Annotated in this window: 16 protein-coding genes; 4 read left to right on the forward strand and 12 right to left on the reverse strand. The window is 36.4% G+C overall.

Annotated features, from left to right (window positions below):
- Nucleotides 1-327: 327 nt before the first annotated feature.
- Nucleotides 328-1479, reverse strand: coding sequence for a phospholipase D family protein (locus tag KZP23_RS02615; protein WP_226334583.1), 1152 nt, complete (start codon nt 1477-1479; stop codon nt 328-330).
- Nucleotides 1480-1590: 111 nt separating this feature from the next.
- On the opposite strand from KZP23_RS02615, the gene KZP23_RS02620 reads away from it, so the two are divergent.
- Nucleotides 1591-2508, forward strand: a complete 918-nt coding sequence (locus tag KZP23_RS02620; RefSeq protein ID WP_226332547.1) for an IS1595 family transposase — start codon at nt 1591-1593, stop codon at nt 2506-2508.
- 232 nt (nt 2509-2740) lie between these two features.
- On the opposite strand, the gene KZP23_RS02625 is transcribed toward KZP23_RS02620, so the two are convergent.
- A complete protein-coding gene (locus tag KZP23_RS02625; RefSeq protein WP_226334584.1) occupies nt 2741-3145 on the reverse strand; it encodes a hypothetical protein in 405 nt (134 codons plus the stop codon).
- A 149-nt stretch (nt 3146-3294) separates the two neighbouring features.
- Nucleotides 3295-4374 (reverse strand): argonaute/piwi family protein, encoded by a 1080-nt coding sequence (locus KZP23_RS02630; RefSeq protein WP_226334585.1) that lies wholly within the window; start codon nt 4372-4374, stop codon nt 3295-3297.
- A 264-nt stretch (nt 4375-4638) separates the two neighbouring features.
- Between KZP23_RS02630 and istA the strand changes: the two genes are divergently transcribed.
- Together istA and istB are read left to right on the forward strand one after the other, a co-directional pair.
- Nucleotides 4639-6186: an IS21 family transposase gene (istA, locus tag KZP23_RS02635; RefSeq protein ID WP_226332541.1), complete on the forward strand. Its 1548-nt coding sequence runs from the start codon at nt 4639-4641 to the stop codon at nt 6184-6186.
- Between the two features lie 29 nt (nt 6187-6215).
- The gene (gene istB / locus KZP23_RS02640) at nt 6216-6941 is read left to right on the forward strand and encodes an IS21-like element helper ATPase IstB (RefSeq protein ID WP_226334586.1); all 726 of its coding nucleotides are present in this window, start codon (nt 6216-6218) and stop codon (nt 6939-6941) included.
- Nucleotides 6942-7016: 75 nt separating this feature from the next.
- Here the strand turns inward: istB and KZP23_RS02645 are convergent, their stop codons facing one another.
- From KZP23_RS02645 to KZP23_RS02685, 9 genes are all read right to left on the reverse strand, one after another.
- Nucleotides 7017-7352: an argonaute/piwi family protein gene (locus tag KZP23_RS02645; protein ID WP_226334587.1), complete on the reverse strand. Its 336-nt coding sequence runs from the start codon at nt 7350-7352 to the stop codon at nt 7017-7019.
- A gap of 1 nt (nt 7353) precedes the next feature.
- The gene (locus tag KZP23_RS02650; RefSeq protein ID WP_226334588.1) at nt 7354-8733 is read right to left on the reverse strand and encodes an SMEK domain-containing protein; all 1380 of its coding nucleotides are present in this window, start codon (nt 8731-8733) and stop codon (nt 7354-7356) included.
- Between the two features lie 185 nt (nt 8734-8918).
- On the reverse strand, nt 8919-9518 hold the full coding sequence (locus KZP23_RS02655) for a 7-cyano-7-deazaguanine synthase (RefSeq protein WP_226334589.1): 600 nt from the start codon (nt 9516-9518) through the stop codon (nt 8919-8921).
- A complete protein-coding gene (locus KZP23_RS02660) occupies nt 9506-10696 on the reverse strand; it encodes a PfkB family carbohydrate kinase (RefSeq protein WP_226334590.1) in 1191 nt (396 codons plus the stop codon). Before KZP23_RS02660 ends, KZP23_RS02655 begins: the two co-directional genes overlap by 13 nt.
- Before the next feature lie 2 nt (nt 10697-10698).
- A complete protein-coding gene (locus tag KZP23_RS02665; protein ID WP_226334591.1) occupies nt 10699-11016 on the reverse strand; it encodes a hypothetical protein in 318 nt (105 codons plus the stop codon).
- A gap of 295 nt (nt 11017-11311) precedes the next feature.
- Nucleotides 11312-12328: a restriction endonuclease gene (locus tag KZP23_RS02670; protein ID WP_226334592.1), complete on the reverse strand. Its 1017-nt coding sequence runs from the start codon at nt 12326-12328 to the stop codon at nt 11312-11314.
- Between the two features lie 329 nt (nt 12329-12657).
- Nucleotides 12658-13281 carry a 3'-5' exonuclease gene (locus tag KZP23_RS02675; RefSeq protein WP_226334593.1) on the reverse strand — a complete coding sequence of 208 codons (624 nt, stop codon included), beginning with the start codon at nt 13279-13281 and terminating at the stop codon, nt 12658-12660.
- The gene (locus KZP23_RS02680) at nt 13271-14170 is read right to left on the reverse strand and encodes a hypothetical protein (protein WP_226334594.1); all 900 of its coding nucleotides are present in this window, start codon (nt 14168-14170) and stop codon (nt 13271-13273) included. The genes KZP23_RS02675 and KZP23_RS02680 overlap by 11 nt, the downstream gene beginning before the upstream one ends.
- Nucleotides 14171-14447: 277 nt before the next feature.
- A complete protein-coding gene (locus tag KZP23_RS02685) occupies nt 14448-14834 on the reverse strand; it encodes a hypothetical protein (protein WP_226334595.1) in 387 nt (128 codons plus the stop codon).
- Nucleotides 14835-15867: 1033 nt separating this feature from the next.
- Between KZP23_RS02685 and KZP23_RS02690 the strand changes: the two genes are divergently transcribed.
- Nucleotides 15868-17226 (forward strand): TlpA family protein disulfide reductase, encoded by a 1359-nt coding sequence (locus KZP23_RS02690; protein WP_226334596.1) that lies wholly within the window; start codon nt 15868-15870, stop codon nt 17224-17226.
- Nucleotides 17227-17229 lie beyond the last annotated feature (3 nt).

Consider the following 17229-nt stretch of genomic DNA (forward strand, 5'->3'; position numbering starts at 1 on the left):
CCGAACTCCCCTCCCAATTCACAATTTCCCAATCCCTCGATTCGACAGTTCAACAATTAACCGATTAAACTCCCAATCCCCCTCTAAAGCCACCAAATAAAATTTGGACGTTCCCTAGACGTCCCCACGACGTCTCCTCGGTATTCCCTCTATGTCTCCTCTTTACTCCTACTTAGTACTTCCCTTATAGATACCTAGGGGATGTCTTGGGGATACGTTGCCTTCAGGTAAATTAATTCTTGAAAATATTCAATTATAATCAATTCATTAAATAGCTATTTTGACCAGTCTCAAACTTTAATTAATAAGAAAGAGGATATTTTATTTCTAATCTAAGGGTATTCCTCTATAAAACTGATTAATAAAGCTATCTGGAACCTGACCATTTTGAGCCAAAGCTCGGTTGAATTTTTTCTCTAGCCACATTGCACCGGTATCACTTAACCAAATGTCTGCTTGTTGCCTTAATGAATTCCAGGGCTTAATATTTTCATAGCCCCTTTGATGTCTTTCCATTGTACGCTTAAAACTAGAATAATCAAGATCACTGATCAATTCACTCATCTTAGGACAATTAGACATCGTTGTATCTAAAAACAGAACATCATAAACTCTTACTAAAATTGGCCAATCAAATATCCAAGAAACATGTTGTTGATCATCAATACCAGCTATATCTCGATTGTCATCATGAGCTAAAGTATATCCCTTGCCAAATATGGCGTAGTCATTACCATGAATCATTTTCGCCATAAACACTACATCTCCATTTCTATATTTCCTAGGTCTTTTATCATTACTTTTCCTCGAAAAGGAAAGAGCATAATGACAACAACTTTGTTCTATTTCTTTCCTGGAATGATGCGTAAGATCAACTCTAGTTTCATTTTTCCCAAAAAACTTAATAAAATACCGCTTGTTAGATCCTATCAGTTTTTGTTGGTAAGATTTTCCATAATCCGGAAGAGGATTGTGGAAAATGGTTGTATTTCTTATATCTTGAACCTTTTTTTTCCATTCTTCTATTTCAACTAGACTTAGATTACTTTTATCTATTTCCCAAAGTTCGTTAAAATATGAGATGGATTCACTAATCGTTTCTGCTGCATAAGTTTTGATTCCAAATTCTTTATTTCTAAAGAATCCTCCGTTAGTAAAATTGGCAGAAGTGATGATGGCACTTTTCTGATCGAATAAATACAATTTACTATGTAAGTCCTTTATCCCTTTGATTTTGGCATTTTCGGTCAACAATTTTTCTAAGGCAGGTATACTTGAAACTCCAGAATAAAAATCATTCAAATTATAGCGGGTTATCAATTGAATTTCAGTCCCTCTAAAATTATCTAATAAGTGACGAACGATATTCTCTGTGACAAATGGAGACACTATACGAACACAATTTGTATCCCGAAGCTCATTTTTTAATTCATTCAGCCAATTATGTTGAATAGTTTGAATAATAGGTGTATTCTTCATATATATTATATGTGTATCCGTAAGAGTGCACGTAATAAAATATGACAATACGTGTCATTAAATTTCAAGGTATCAGGATAGTTGTTTTCTTGCATAAAAACAAGAAAAGCTATGAACCTTATAGAATTTACGGGCCATTTCCCAGATGAGGAAAGTTGTGAACAATACATCAAGAAATACCGTGAGAAAAGCGGTATACGGTGCAAAAACTGTGAGAAGATAACCCGACACTATTGGTTTGCCAACGGCAGGTTTTTCGAATGCAGCAGTTGTCGGAGACGTTCTTCTCTTAAATCAGGGACGGTAATGGAAAACAGCAAGCTTCCGCTCCGTATCTGGCTATTGGCCATGCTGTTTATGTCGGCGACCAAGAAAGGGTTTTCCTGCCTTGAGCTCCAGCGGCAACTGGGGCTTAGCCGATATGAGACCACTTTCCGTCTGATGCACAGGATACGGTCAGCCATGGGACAACGAGATGAGCTTTATATCCTCAGTGACATGATTGAATATGACGAGTGTTATATGGAAACCGTACAGGAGAACCAGATCTTGGGTCAGCTTAAACGTGGAAAAGGCAGCCAGAAACAGACCGCAGTAGCGGTGGCGGCCGAATCGGTACCCTTGGAAGACCTGGATTCCGGGCAGAAAACAAAGCGCTGTGGCTATTTCAAAATGAGGGTCATGGACAAAGTGGACTGCGAGAGTGTCAATGCCTTTATCCGGGCCAATACCGTAGGGGATGTGGTACTGTTTACAGACAAGAACACGGCCTACTCGAAAATAGAGGAAGTGGTGGCCACCCATTTGGCCGTTCCATCGGGAAAGGAGTCCGTAAACGACACCTTAAAATGGGTACACAAAGCAATCAGTAATCTTAAAAGAACCCTGTTGGGGGTATATCACATGATAACTTATAAATATTTACAGAACTATTTAAATGAGTTTGTTTACAGATTGAACCGAAGATATTTTGGCAAAGGACTCTTTGAAAGGCTCGTTATTGCGGGCACTTACCCATACGTGCAGTAAAACGGATACACATAATATATTATTCCATCAGGTTTACATCAAATCCTAATATTTAATTCTCTTATCAAAAAAAACCTTTAAGATTATAATGACTTCGAAGAAAAATTAAGTTTGCTGTTATGAGTATTTGTATGAATTAATCACTTTAGAAATATCAGTAATTAATTCTGCACAGTTTAAAACAAACTGATCATCCACTTCAATAAGTGTCGCCACTTCTGAAACATCCCCCTCAAAAAAAGAAATACTCTTCAGGTAATTTAATTCTGAATGGTAGAGATTCTGATTTTTCCACCAAAAGATCATAGCTCTTTCCTTTTCCATGCTTTAAAACATTAATAGCCAAAATGAACTTGTTAAATCGATCCTCCAGCTCAATTTCTCCATTGTTTAGGAGCACTTTCTTTACCTCTTTGAATCCATGATCACAATCCAATTCCCTTTGCAAATCTGCTTCAAAAATTGAAAACATACCTGTCGCCAAAACCGCCTTTTGCAGGTTTATCATTTGAAGGCCTTTGACCAGAGATGTTCTACCACTATGTTGTAATTGAGAAAATATACCCATACTAGTCTCTTGTAATGATTTCAGTGTATGGGTGGTACCATCATATATTAGTTCATCAAAAGAATGCATTTATTTTAAAGTGGTTCAAATTTAAAATTCTATTTATTTTTACTCACCAATCCGTCTAACTGAGGTTATTAGTTAAATGGAATACAAATTCACACGATATTAAGATAAAGTGGCATACATTACCAATTTGGTGTACTTGCACTATTTTTTTACATGTAAAAGCTATACTTAATTTGGGGCTTTTGGTCTTTATCTAAGTACTTCAATATTTCTCCTACATTTCTGCTGCAATCTATTGTTATAGGAAATTTCCTGTCAAACTGGGTGTTATTCCAATTCATTTTGGTTAGAGAAAGAATTTCATTGCAAATTTGTTCTGGTGATTCGTCATACGAAAAAAGCCGTATTTCTATGGGACTTGGAATATATTTACCAGGATACGTTTCATAAAAGTCTACATAGCCTCTTGTGTACAAAAAATGTCTTTGCTTATCAAGACTAAGCATGGTTCCTCTAAATGGGGGATAGCCCCCTTCACGATAAAGTCTTAAATTAGTTGGCATTATTGTGACCAAGTCCAGCGAATTTATATTCATCTTATCTGCAACTCTTTGAAAACCCTGAACTTCTTCTTCTGAATAATTTGAACTTTTATGGATAACTAACCTTTGTGGATAAATTTTTACTGCTTCATAATACTCCTTTAAAGAACTATAGAGTAAATCAAATGCCTGTTTCTCTGTCAAGTGAGGTTGCTTATCTTTTTTACTTTCTTTTACTGGAGTTCCTCTAAGAATTACTCCATTTCCTTGTTCATTGAATATTTGGGTTACACTTGTTTGCGTAGTTGATTTATCTCTGCTTTTATAAAAGCTAATTCCTGCGAAACAAGTATTGTTAGTGGATGCTTTTTTTAGAGCCCAAGGTGTACCTGAAGCTTTATAGTACAATGCAGTGAAAAAATTCCAAGCTATTGTAGCTTCGTCCTGCATTTCTTTGGAAGGCTTCACAATTCTGTCTCTTACAATTTGTATAGGAATATTGTATTCCATTGACTTGGCCTTAAGCAAGCGCCTAAAATTTATTTCAATTGAAAGAGAACTTTCTTCATCTTCCTCCTCATCTATTTCAACAGTTTTGGTTCCATAAACCATATTTGTGAACTTCTCATCTAAAACACATAGGATTACGTCAGGCTTTTTATTTTTTGCCAAAAATTTTATCTCAGTAAGAAATAAATCAACTCCTTTTATAATTAAATCATCAATATCTTCTGACGACTTTTTCACCTTTTCAAATACAGTGTATATTCCGATTCATGTTGACCACCTGTTCCAGTGATGCTGACCACTTTTTTCCGATGATGTTGACCACCCCCCTTCTGGGTATCAACTTTTGTCGAAGGGTAAAATTCCGGTGATATTGACCACTGTCAATCCGGCCATGTTGACCACCACTTTAAGTGGTCAGAATGGCCAGAATGACATTATTGACCACCTTTAATTTTTCAGTTATCGTTTCCTTTACGGTTGATTTAAAACCAACCGTAAAGCATGGCAGGAAAAACGATAACCATGAGTAATCTCAAACAGATAATTCGCCACCGTGACAACGGAATGGCACTGCAGACCATCTCCAAAACCTTGGGAATTGCCCGGAACACGGTCAAGAAGTACCTTCAGCTGATTGATTCCAAAGGTTTTTCTTACGGAGAGCTTTTGTCCATGAATGACGAAGAGCTTGATGCCCTACTTTCTGATCCGGACCATGTTTCAGGGGAGCGGTACCAGGAGCTTATATCTTTTTTTCCCTATATGGAACCGGAGCTTAAACGGACCGGTGTGAACCGTTGGGTCCTGTGGGGAGAATACAGACAAAAACATCCTGACGGATACAGTTACTCACAGTTCTGTGAAAGCTTCAGGCAGTGGCGTACCGGTCTATCTGCCAGTATGAGAATTGAACATGTTCCGGGAGATAAATTCTATATAGACTTTACGGGTGATAGGCTGTCCATAGTAGATCCTGTAACAGGTGAACTCACTGATCTGGAAGTGTATGTTGCCACACTCGGAGCCAGTCAATACAGCTATGTAGAAGCCATTCCCTCCCAAAGAAAAGAAGACTTCATAGCAGCCACTGAAAATGCTTTACATTACCTGGGCGGTGTTCCCAGGGCCCTGGTGCCCGACAACCTCAAAAGCGCGGTCACCAAAGCCGACAAGTATGAACCGGCCATCAACCCCGATTTCCTGGACTTTGCCAACCATTACGGCTGTGTGGTCTTTCCGGCAAGGAGCAGGAAGCCGCAGGACAAGGCCTTGGTGGAAAAGACCGTCAGCATTGTCTACAGCAGGATATACGCCCCGCTCAGAAACAAAGTTTACCATGACATCAATACACTGAATGCGGATATACGGCACTACCTCAATATCCATAACAATACCCCTTTCCAGAAAAGACCGGAAACAAGGAAGGAGCTTTTCGACAGGGAAGAAAAGGGAACCCTGGCCCCCCTGCCTGCCGAAAGATATGAACTCAAACAGTTCAAGTATGCCACCGTCACTAAAACCTCCCACATATCCCTGAACCCTGAAAACCATTATTATTCTATTCCCTACAGGTATATCGGCAAAAAAGTCAAGGTTGTGTACTCAGCCAGTTACGTTTCTGTTTTCTACGATGGGGAAAGGATCGCTTTTCATAAAAGAAGCCTTAAGGAGCGCGGATACACTACGGTCCAGGACCATATGCCTTCAGCCCACAGGTTTGTAAGTGACTGGAACCCTGAATTCTTCCTGAACTGGGCAAAAGGGATACATCCTGAAGTCCGGCATTATTTACAGGTTATCCTCGACAGTTACCCGTATCCGGAACAGGCCTATAAAAGCTGTCTGGGGATTTTGGGATATGATAAAAAGGCAGGCAGGGAAAGGCTCATAAACGCAGTAATACGTGCCAAACACTACAACACTTATAATTATTCGGTCATCACCAGAATACTCAACAGCGGGATGGATTCAATCCCTTTAGATACTGAAAACAAGTCCGATAAATCAGTTGACCACGAAAACATAAGGGGAGCGGAAAGCTTCAGGTAATTATCAAACATATAACCGATCACACAATTATGACACAGAGCATCGCATTGAACCAGATGTCCAAAATGAAGTTTCACGGAATGATGGAAGCATACAAAACCATTCTGGACAGCAACAAACATCATGATCTCAATCCCGAAGAGCTTATAAACCATCTCTTGCAGGCAGAATGGGAAGAAAGAGAGAACAGGAAAATCAACAGACTGTACAAAACGGCAAAGTTCAGGTACAGTGCCACTGTTGAAGAGCTTGAGTTCTCTCCAAACCGGGGGCTGGATAAAATGCAGGTCCTCAGACTTGCTGATATGTCCTTTATTAAACGAAAAGAAAACATACTGATCACAGGAGCAACAGGGGCCGGCAAAAGCTACATTGCTTCGGCCCTGGGAAACCAAGCCTGTATGCAAGGGGTCAGAACCCAATATTATAATACCACCAAGCTGTTCCCGAAACTCAAAATGCTGAAAGCTGACGGCTCATATATCAAAGAGATAGCGAGAATAGAAAAACAGGATTTATTGATCCTGGATGACTTCGGCATTCAGCAACTGGATGAAATGGCAAGAATGGCCCTGCTTGAAATCATAGAAGACCGCCATGGAAGGGCTTCAACAATAGTGGTATCACAACTTCCGGTTACAAAATGGTTCGAAACCATAGGTGACAGTACCATAGCCGACGCTATTCTCGACAGACTGGTGCACACCGCACACAGAATCGAGCTAAAAGGAGAATCAATGAGAAAAAAACAATAACTTTAACAGCCTCCAAACGGTAACTGAAAACCCTAATTGAAAGGGTGGTCAGGATGACCGGATTGGTGGTCAAGATCATCGGAATATACATACAGAATTGTTTATTTTACGAACGTAACTTTCGTCGTAGGAGATTTCGCTTTTAAAAGCAACTTTATTGCTAAAACCAGGGAAATTCATAAATAAATTAGGCTGGTTGCTTTTTTTAGCCTCAATATGACTTTGACAAGATTTTATCCAACTAATTAAACTTCCAATACTATCGCTATTCCCAACAAAACCTAAAACTATTTTGTCGGGTCTTACATTTTCAAAATCTGCAACACCATATTTGAACATTCCAGTTCTTGGACATATATGTTCCCCATCATTAAATTGCAATAAAGGCTCTTCAAGTAAACTAACTTCCATACTAATTTTTGTAGGTTAAATTAAGTCTAAAAGGATCACTAAAATTAATGAGATTATATTCTTCCTCATCCTCACTTAGTTTGTATTTTAAACAATATGAGATAAACATAAAATGTTGATATACTGCGTTGTTTGTTTCAAGCTTCTTTTTTTGAGTAATTAATTGGCTTTCATTTTTATGACTTTGGTAGCCATTATAGGTGTAACTCCAAGTTGGTGTAATAGAAATATACCATTTTCTTTCTGACAAGAATGATTGAATTTTGAATGATAATTGTTGAAAGTGAGTGATTTGAGTTTCATCCCTATTCCAAACCTCTTTCACAACCGACCTCGTTGCAGTTTTTTTGTTTTTCCATTGAATTTTTCTTGATTTAAGTGACTTTGGTGGACGAAACCTAAACATCCTTTCTTTGCGTAGCCATTGAATATCTTTTTTATTGTTTAATTCTTGGATTGAATTATCAATAAGTTTTGACAGCGCGAGTTCATATTTATATCCAATTTCAGCAAACTCATCTAATGAAAACTCTTCCACAGAACCTATCTCAACCAAATTGCTAAGTGGTTCTGAAGTTTCATCTAATGGTTTAAAAGAAATTATTTTTTTTTCAAATATGTGCCAATCTCTACAATATGGAATTTCGAGGTATTCGAAAGCCCTATTTACAACGCTTCTTTCTGTTGAACTTTTTTTTAACTTGTATTTTGTCTCCCAAGATCTTGTTATAATCTCATCTCTATTGATACCTATGGTACCAATATAAATTTTTTCAGGCAGCTTTAATTCTAATAGGTTAGGATATAAAATTTCAGTACTTAGTTTATCCTTATTCTCTAAATTGTGTTTCCTTAATTCAAGTTTTGAGTCAGTAAACTCAAGTTCAAGTAAATCAAGAATAGTCTGAATTTTAGGAAGAGAAATCCATGAATTGATTTCATTAAGTATGTTTTTAAAGTCAAGTATATTCTCTGATGATGAAAACTCAAAACTACCATTTATCAATTCTTCAAATTTTTCATCGCTGTATGAGCTCTGCTTTTTAGTTATTATATAAACTAATACAGTATCAAACTCATCTCGTGCTTTATGCTTTAAATATTGATTAAGAGTATGCTTTATTTTTTCTGAATTTGCAGTTGAAGTGACCTGAATTGCAACTCGATTTTCTTTATCAATTAAGTCAATTGCTGAATAATTTTTCTCATCAAGATTAGCATTCTTTAAATTTAGCCCATAAGTATTATTTAGGATTGGGATAATTACGTTTTCGGCATGAATATTTATGTCATACAAGTTTAGACTATTAAGTGTCTCTACTTCAGCTATGAACCTAGAAATAAGCTCCGAAATCCTATCAATTGTTCTTTTTCTATTCACTATTTAGTTTTTCAAATTACATCCAACAAGGAAATATACTGCTAGTTATCTATCAACAAGCGATTACTAATATTTGTAAACATTAACTATTTATTCTATCTCTAAAACTAAAGAAAGCCTAAAGCAAATAAACAGCTCTCCCAGTCGTAGTAGGTAGGGATGGCACCACGATATAACTTTACATTTCAATCTATACCTAGTTCATATCTCACTTTTAACTGCTTAATACAACCGGAACACTTTCCACAGGCTAAATTTGATAAATGACAAGAATGGGCTATGGAAAGTAATTCTAATGGAACATTGTATCTATGCGCTAGTTCGTGGCTATATAAGTCTAAAGTCGGGCAATTAATACTAATTTCTCCTTCCTGATAGGATACAAGTTTATCCATATGATTATAAAATTCTTTTGTACCGTCACGATGGAAATTGTCAGATTTAACCGATGCTAAATACATTTCGTTTACACTATCCTTTATACCTTGCATGCAAGCAAGGGTCACCAATAATTGATTTCTATAAGGCCACCATTCCTCAGATGGAGACAGACTCAAATTTTCAGAGTTTGCTAAGGTCCCTGTGCCTAAATTTCTACAATCAACATTTATAACCTTATGTTCGATACCCAATTCCCCACATATGAATTTAGATACATATATTTCCCTTTCTGCAACTGTTTGTCCATAATCAATTGTATATGCAATATCTGGCCTAATGCCATAGGTCAAACAGATTGAATCAATTCCTCCAGATAACAGAACGACCTTTTTTATATGTTCCATATTGTTTGGTATATGGCAGTTGTTAAATGATTAAAAGTTTTTATATCTCCAGGTTTTAGCATTAATAGCTCACCCTCATTACAGGTACGGTGATATCCAATTATCTTTTTCCTTTTCGCTAATGAATAGCCTGATTCTACCAAAGTACCAGAATCTATATTATCAAAGACACAAAAGATAATGTCTGAATTTTCAATTCCTTCAATATCCTTCTTAGCAAGAGTTACATCATCACCTAATCCAACATCATGAAAAGGAGAAAAAACTTTCACCCCAAAAGCTAGAAATGCTGTGCGTATTTTATCAATTAAAATCAATTCAGATATCGAAAAAAATGGAGCTGCCAAATACACTTGTTTTCCTGAAAGCTCTCTTTTTTTAAATTCCTGATATTCAAATCCTTCAATATTACTGCTATCTACATATACTTTTTTATCACAAAAGTAAGCGGTCGATTTAGAAGCATTTAGTGCAGACTCCTCTAACGAGAGTTGTTTTTCCATCCAATAATAACCGAAACTTGAGGTGAAAATATCCCCAGAACCAATTTTATTTACATTATTAGTAACAAAAGAAGGTATATGAAACTCCTTATTATCAGAATAAAGAGTGGCACCAAAAGGTCCATTTTTTATGATAAGTGCTTTGACTTTTTCTCTTCTATAAAAGTAGTCTTTAATGTCATTTATATTTTTACTGGAAGCGATAGATTGCGCTTCACTTAAATTCAACACGTAAACTAATTCTTCCGCCTTACCAATTTGACTAAAGCTTTTTGGTTTTAAGGATGTTTGAGGGTCATAGACTACTTTATTTCCGGTCAATTGGAAATCTGATTCAAGCATCCCAAAAGCTATAATATTCCCAGAATCAACTTTAATATCTTCTGATTTAGGTATGTTCAAAAGGTTGGGAAAAATAGTTGGTTGATCCAATGAAAAACTATATTTGAATGTAATTAGGTCATCATAATTCGTGTATTCGAAAGTAAAATCACTGTATACTTTTTGATTCTCTTTAAGAAAGTTTAAAGTTTCAGCATTACCAGTGGAATAAAGATGAACAGGGCAATTATTTTCCAGTAAAAATTTAGCTCCTCTGAAACCAGACCCAAAAATATCCAATGAAATATCGTCGTAATCAATTTCTCGGTAAGTTCCTCCTACTACTGTTATCATAATTATTTCCTGCTGATTTGAACTAGACAAGAAGGAGAATTAATATTTAAAATTTCTGCTTCATATTGAGCCCCTTCGTTGATACAGTTTATTATATCAGTAGTATTTCTATGAAGAATAGCCCCAAGAATTTCTCCATTACCATCTTCTAATACCAGAGCTCCATTGTTTCCTATTATTACATCTAAAATATCCCCTACAATATGGTTAGAAAGTACTTCCAAATCTACTGAAGAAACGGTGGAATTAATTATGCCAGTGTCACAATCAAATTTCGCTCTTTGTGGTGGGGCATACCCACCGCCACTTGATCCACTCATATTATTTATGGTTTATGTTAAGATTTTATGATTAGTTCTCGTTAGTAAATAATCTTAATCTCAAAACTAAATAAGTCGTAAAACAAAAAAAATACCCCAACTAGGGTATTTTTACCAATCCAAATAAACAAAAGGCTTCAAGCAATTAAGTTATGCTACTTCACAAAGTAAAGACCTGATTTGATGATCATCCAGATATTTCCTGTCCTGAAAACTTTTTGGAAGCCTCTAAAGTAAAGTATGAAAGGCTAACTTTGGATCTTTGGCTCACTGCCTTTTACTTGATTATGTGCTTTTAATATTCGCCTATGTTTTCTAAATCTTTAATCTCTTTTTTGACTAAATCCTTTTTCAACTCCCATTCCTTTTGACAAACCTTATTTTCTGTCAGATAAGGATAAACGTTGTCAATTAGGGATTGCATAGTTTTCCTAAACTGTATTTTAAGGGTTCCTCTAGATATCTGGTTAAGATTATCGGCATTTGAACCAACTAGTTTTAAGTATTTTAACGTTTCCCAAACTTGAGTATCAAAATTATCAATATTATCTAGGATTTGACGCTCAACACTTCCAATTAATGAATGGGAATTCTCACAAAAATTATTTCTTAATTTCTTAATATTTTCTTTTTCCTTTTCGATAGAAACTAATAATTCTTGCACAACTATTTTGGCTTCACTATGAAAATCTGAGAGAGTTGAAATTACTTCATGCATAGTATCACATTTTTTACTTTCTGAATTAACCCCTCTTAGTATTATTGGTAATTGACCATTAAGTACTTTTTGTATATCTAAGGTAAGATACATCAGATTTCCATCAATTAGAACTGATTTATCAAAGTCTAAGTTGGAGAGAGGGTTGAAATTGAAATTGTCATCAATCCAAGATGTTTTTATTATTGATTTGATTCTTTCAAAGTCTTTTAAGTAAAACAAAAGTTGATGTTCAAATAAATTATTTTTTATAATTTCATTTATCTCATCAGTACTTGCAAGAACTATATTTGTGTTATTAACTGCTCTTACAGCGCCTGATTGAAATCCACTTTCAGAAAAAAGGAATGCTTTGTCTGCGCCAACATCTTTAGATATTTCATAAAGTGCCAGTACCTTCTCTTTTGGTACTGCAGAATTCCAGTATTTGCATTCGCAAATCCAAATCATTTTGATTCCAAATTTTTCTAATTCAACAAACACATCAACTTCATGAATTCCCCTGACTCCCTCTACCTTTTTTTCGATGGTAGTGGAAGCTCCAATTGAGTTAAATATAGAAGCAACTTGATTTTGATACTCTTTCCAATTCATTTTGCTAAATCAATTGCACATAACGTATATGCATAAAGTTTCCCCAAACACACCCTACCAATATACTCTGATAAATCTGTTTTTTTAATCACTTTTATTTTAGCAACCATTAAATCTAACTAGCTCACCATTCCCAACAAATACCCCAATTTAGAGTATTTTGCCAATCCCCTAAAAACAATAAAGCCTAGGCTTTGATGAGGTTTTCATGGATATTGTTTATCGGTACAGAAATTACAAATTCATAGGATGGGAAGGTGTACCCACAGACTCACACCTAGTGATGGCTTACTCCACCCATTCGGGGGTGAAAATTTAAGTCTCTCAGTTTATAAAAGATTTGTAAACAAATCTATCTGACCAGTTTCTTTTGCCTGCAGATTTATTTTTTTTGCAACTGTTTTCAATAAATTATTGAATAGCTGGGCAGTAGCAATAGCATCGGCTAAAGCTGTATGTCTATTTTCTTGATTAAAGTTAATTCCGAATAAATCAAACGCTCGGTCAGAGGACACTGCTTTTTCTTTTAGCTTTCCTGATAGATATAAAAAATATAAAATTGAAGATGTATCTATAAATCTATGAGAAAAGTACCTGCCAAAATCATCGTTGTTTCTATCTAGAAAGAAACGTAAAAAGTTAACATCAAAATTTATATTATGACCGGCCAAAGTAACTTTATTATCTAATTCAAAGTTTTTTCTTAGAAATGTTTTTATTTCATTGATGGCTTCTTTAGGGGATAATGCTTTTTTTCTATGATCATTAATATCAATTTTGTTAATATCTAGCGCTCTATTATCTGGTGTTAATCCCTCTTCAAATATTAATATCTCCTTAGAGCTTGTCAACTCAAAGTCCTCCCAAACAACCAGTCCAATTGAAAGTAAAGGATGTTGTAAAGGGTTAAGCCCTCCTGTTTCCGTATCAATGAAAAGAATTTTATCCTGCATCACTATTATCTGTTTCTATTTTCGAAAGTAAGCCCCTATTTAAGAAATAAAATAATGAAACTAAAGTTTCATTTCCACACAACGTCCAGTATCTTTTAAATTTTACATGAAATGTAAACCATAATAAAAACGATGTAATAACAATTAGAGTTTTTATATTTTTTACTTCCTCGGCTAGAACCAACTCAGTTGCATTATAGAACAACATAAAGTACAAAAAAGTCACTACGAATAAAAAAGAAAGTGATCTGTAAAGGTTATATTTTGCCAAAAAAAAGCCTGATAATGATTTTAACTTTTCTTGACTGTTTATTACTACTGAAAATTTATAAATCGAGTACCACTTATTTGGATAACTAGTGTTAAGCCTTTTATTTATAATTTTCACGCACTCTTCAACAAGAGGTTCATTTTCTGGAAAATAAGATGATGATTGAAAAGTTAGAATTTTTCTAATCGTATTATTTATAGGCGAAACAAAATCTTTTAAATACTTAATCGAGCTAAGTTTTTTACCGTATTTGGTTTCTTCAAATATATATCCTGCTATGAGATCAAAAAGTTTCACAATAGAATTATCAAAGATTAATCGGCCAAAGTCGTAAAATATAATGGAAAACACTTTGATTAGATGCCCCAGAATATAACTAAATAATATAATTAGGCTGATTGTATATGTTGAATCAAGCAACGTTAGTTTTGATAATTGGCTTGAAAAAAATTTAAATGTAGACAAAAGTGTGGAATGATCAATTTGCTCACTAGTTATATGTTTAAAATCAAACATTAATAAAGGAGTAGCTACAATAATGATAAGAATTAGACCTGGAAGAATTAGACCTAAAACATCAAATAGAAAATTTTCAAGTTTATTAAAAAAATCCGTCATTTTATTCTGATAAATGTTATTTAAATCAGTCTATAAATATAGTGTTCATATCTACTTCCAAAGCCTTAGCCAGCAAGCTTTTTCAAATAAAACGCTAAAGATTTTACTTTTGCACTGCCATCATCCGCTAACTGTTAAAGGCATAAACGCATAATGTTTATATCCATCCACATCCACATAAATTGCATTATTTCAGAATTCTGATGTATTATACCTTGAAACATTGGTATACTATGGCTCGGAATACTCACATAATAGACACCTCATCTAAGGTATTTCATAAACTTTTAAGTTCATCCATCTTTTTTAAAATATTTTTGGCATGACTTAATGCTTCTTTCTCAGAAATAGCCTCAAACTTGGATGCAAATTCTGAAAAACTCAATTTAAAGGCTTCCATTATCAAAAAGATTGTTTTAGTGCTTGGAAGAGATTTACAATATAAAATATCAGTAACAGTTGCCTTTCTAACTCCCAACTCACTTGCTAAAGAACTCTCATTGTACACATTAAGATTACTATTCTTTCTATAGTGCAATTTGTTTTGGTATAAACATTCATAAACAATAAGGCATAATTTTACCTTGATAAGATCTAAATCCTTTTTTTCCATGTGGGAATCAAAAAAATCTGCAATAAAATGTGTTACGGTATAGCGTAACACATTTATTTTTCATATATTGCAAACAAGACATTTAAAATACCAAGTAATTTGAGATAGGGTGATTTAACGAGCCTCACTGCTAAACCTGACAGTTTATTCCCGAGTGAGCGTAAGTGAGTTGCCCCACTTTCTTATATTTGCAAATATAAGGGTGGGCGCTCCTTATGTCTAATGTTCGGGAGCATTTCTTAATGAAACGTAGGCTTTGTCAGGGCCTAGCAACTTTAGACTATGATAGGGGTTGTCTGCCCTTTGTTTCATCGCATAGAGGCTCATAATTATAAAAGAGATTATGGGTAGCACATCATTTACATATCATGATCCATTATGGTATTCTTTTAGAAGAGAAGGTTCGGCTGCCTATATTTTTAATCCAAATTGTCTGACTAGCCAAAACAGCTGTACGCAGTTTGATATACTATTTATACGCAAACCGAAAAACCCAATATAAAATTAGTACTTAGTATTGAGTAGGGAGTCTGGAGCTTTTGTTCACGGAAGCTATACTAATTACTTGCTACTGAGTACTAATCATATAATACCATCAAACCTATTTTAAGTTGTATACATCGTACCGGGTACCTTATACCCCGTACTTTTCGACGATTCGGAGGCTGCATTCGCCTGGGGGACGCCCCTCGCGTCTGGTAGGGCAGTCTGGCCTGGGGCTTTATAAGCGCTGGGATTTAATCAATTTCTTATAAATGTAGAAGGAAAAGGAGTAGCTAGTATTGAGTCGTGAGTATTGAGACTTGATTTCGTTTGTGAGGTCGAACTGTCCTTCGTCAAAGCGGGCTAGGGGAGGATGTTACTGGAAGAGATGCTTTCCCGAAAGTATCGGGACAGGCTCTTTCGTCAGCATGACAATTCAGAAGGCGAGATTGCTTCTTCCCTCTGGTCATCGCAATGACGGGTTTGAGAGAGCTCTCGCCTCCGAAATCCAGTCTTTTATCTAGCGTCTAGCGTCTCCTATCTCTTCGGTTGCTGAGCTTGTCGAAGCACCGTACACTTTCTACACAACCGCATATTAAGCATGAAAAAAACAACGTTCACATGCTTCCTGGCATACCTATGCCTTTTCGGAAGCAACTTATATGGAAATCAATTGGAAGTTGCAGGCACCCACCCTGCGGGGGCGGTAGGCGATACCGTCTCCCTGCAGGTGAAGGAACTTAAGGTGGGTGAGCAGATGCCTGACCTATTGGTAAAAAATGTCATCAACCATCCTGAAGGGGAAATCCAGCTATCCAATTATCGTGGCAAGCTGCTGATCCTGGACTTCTGGGCCACCTGGTGTGCGCCATGTGTGAAGGGCTTTCCGAAGATGGATAGCTTACGGAGTGAGTTTGAGGGGAAGCTGGAAATCCTGTCAGTAACCTATCAAGATCAGGAGGAAGTGGACAAGCTCTTTTCACGACTGAAGGTGCTGAAGGATATCAAAATGCCCATGGCCGTTTCAGATAATACCTTACGGCAGCTATTTCCGCACAGGACCTTGCCCCACTATGTATGGATAGATCCTAAGGGTAAGGTAATGGCCTTTACCTCTAAGGAATCTGTTGTTCGGGACAGTATCAGACAAGTTTTGGAGGGAGTAAAAGAATTGGAAAGCAAATCAGCTCCCAAGGCCCTTTTTAAAAGGAATGAACTGCTGTTTTTCGGAAACAGGGGATTTGATGAGGACAAGCGGATTCTACTGCAGTCGGTTTTTATGCCCTATATCGAGGGCATGCCGGCGATGTACAAGGTCACGGGGGAATCCGATAAAAGCTGGATGCGCATCTTCCTGACCAATTCCGACCTGCCCACCTATTTCGGGCTTGCCTATGGTGCGGGGAAGGTGGACTTCAACCGCAATCGAAGGATTTTGGAAGTAGAGGAACCCGACTTGCTAAAATACAATGCCGATCTAAACAATTATGATGAATGGAAACTGGACCATCGTTTCTGCTATGAGCTTATCGTTTCGCCCCAATACCCTGGGCAGGAATATGATATCATGAAAACCGACCTGGATAGGATGTTCCCAGAATACCGGGCAGCTGTGGAGATAAGGGATACCGAGGTATTGGCCTTGGTGCGGACGGATACAACCATCGACCTGAGAACAGATGGTGGAGAAAGAAAGATAGAAATGGACGCTTTTGGACTCGAGCTGAACAATGAGAGAATAGGTCTGCTCCCCTATCACTGGCGTTTCCATCTTCAGCTCATGAGGATTCCCATTGTGGATGATACGGGGATTGATTATAAGGTGGATATTAAGTTGGAGGGCAAGATGAATAATCTGGAAAGCATCAGGAAGACCCTTGTCCCATACGGATTGGACCTGGTAAAAAAGGTCATGCCCATCAAGATGCTTGTCATCAGGGATCGGGTCCAAGGGCAATAATAA

The sequence above is a fragment of the Echinicola marina genome (assembly GCF_020463795.1).
GTDB classification, from domain to species: Bacteria; Bacteroidota; Bacteroidia; order Cytophagales; family Cyclobacteriaceae; genus Echinicola; species Echinicola marina.

Coding starts and splice junctions, on each gene's coding strand:
- KZP23_RS02615 (WP_226334583.1), bottom strand. CDS start 1,479: ATGAAGAATACACCTATTATTCAAACTATTCAACATAATTGGCTGAAT.
- KZP23_RS02620 (WP_226332547.1), top strand. CDS start 1,591: ATGAACCTTATAGAATTTACGGGCCATTTCCCAGATGAGGAAAGTTGT.
- KZP23_RS02625 (WP_226334584.1), bottom strand. CDS start 3,145: ATGCATTCTTTTGATGAACTAATATATGATGGTACCACCCATACACTG.
- istA (WP_226332541.1), top strand. CDS start 4,639: ATGGCAGGAAAAACGATAACCATGAGTAATCTCAAACAGATAATTCGC.
- istB (WP_226334586.1), top strand. CDS start 6,216: ATGACACAGAGCATCGCATTGAACCAGATGTCCAAAATGAAGTTTCAC.
- KZP23_RS02645 (WP_226334587.1), bottom strand. CDS start 7,352: ATGGAAGTTAGTTTACTTGAAGAGCCTTTATTGCAATTTAATGATGGG.
- KZP23_RS02655 (WP_226334589.1), bottom strand. CDS start 9,518: ATGGAACATATAAAAAAGGTCGTTCTGTTATCTGGAGGAATTGATTCA.
- KZP23_RS02660 (WP_226334590.1), bottom strand. CDS start 10,696: ATGATAACAGTAGTAGGAGGAACTTACCGAGAAATTGATTACGACGAT.
- KZP23_RS02665 (WP_226334591.1), bottom strand. CDS start 11,016: ATGAGTGGATCAAGTGGCGGTGGGTATGCCCCACCACAAAGAGCGAAA.
- KZP23_RS02670 (WP_226334592.1), bottom strand. CDS start 12,328: ATGAATTGGAAAGAGTATCAAAATCAAGTTGCTTCTATATTTAACTCA.
- KZP23_RS02675 (WP_226334593.1), bottom strand. CDS start 13,281: ATGCAGGATAAAATTCTTTTCATTGATACGGAAACAGGAGGGCTTAAC.
- KZP23_RS02680 (WP_226334594.1), bottom strand. CDS start 14,170: ATGACGGATTTTTTTAATAAACTTGAAAATTTTCTATTTGATGTTTTA.
- KZP23_RS02690 (WP_226334596.1), top strand. CDS start 15,868: ATGAAAAAAACAACGTTCACATGCTTCCTGGCATACCTATGCCTTTTC.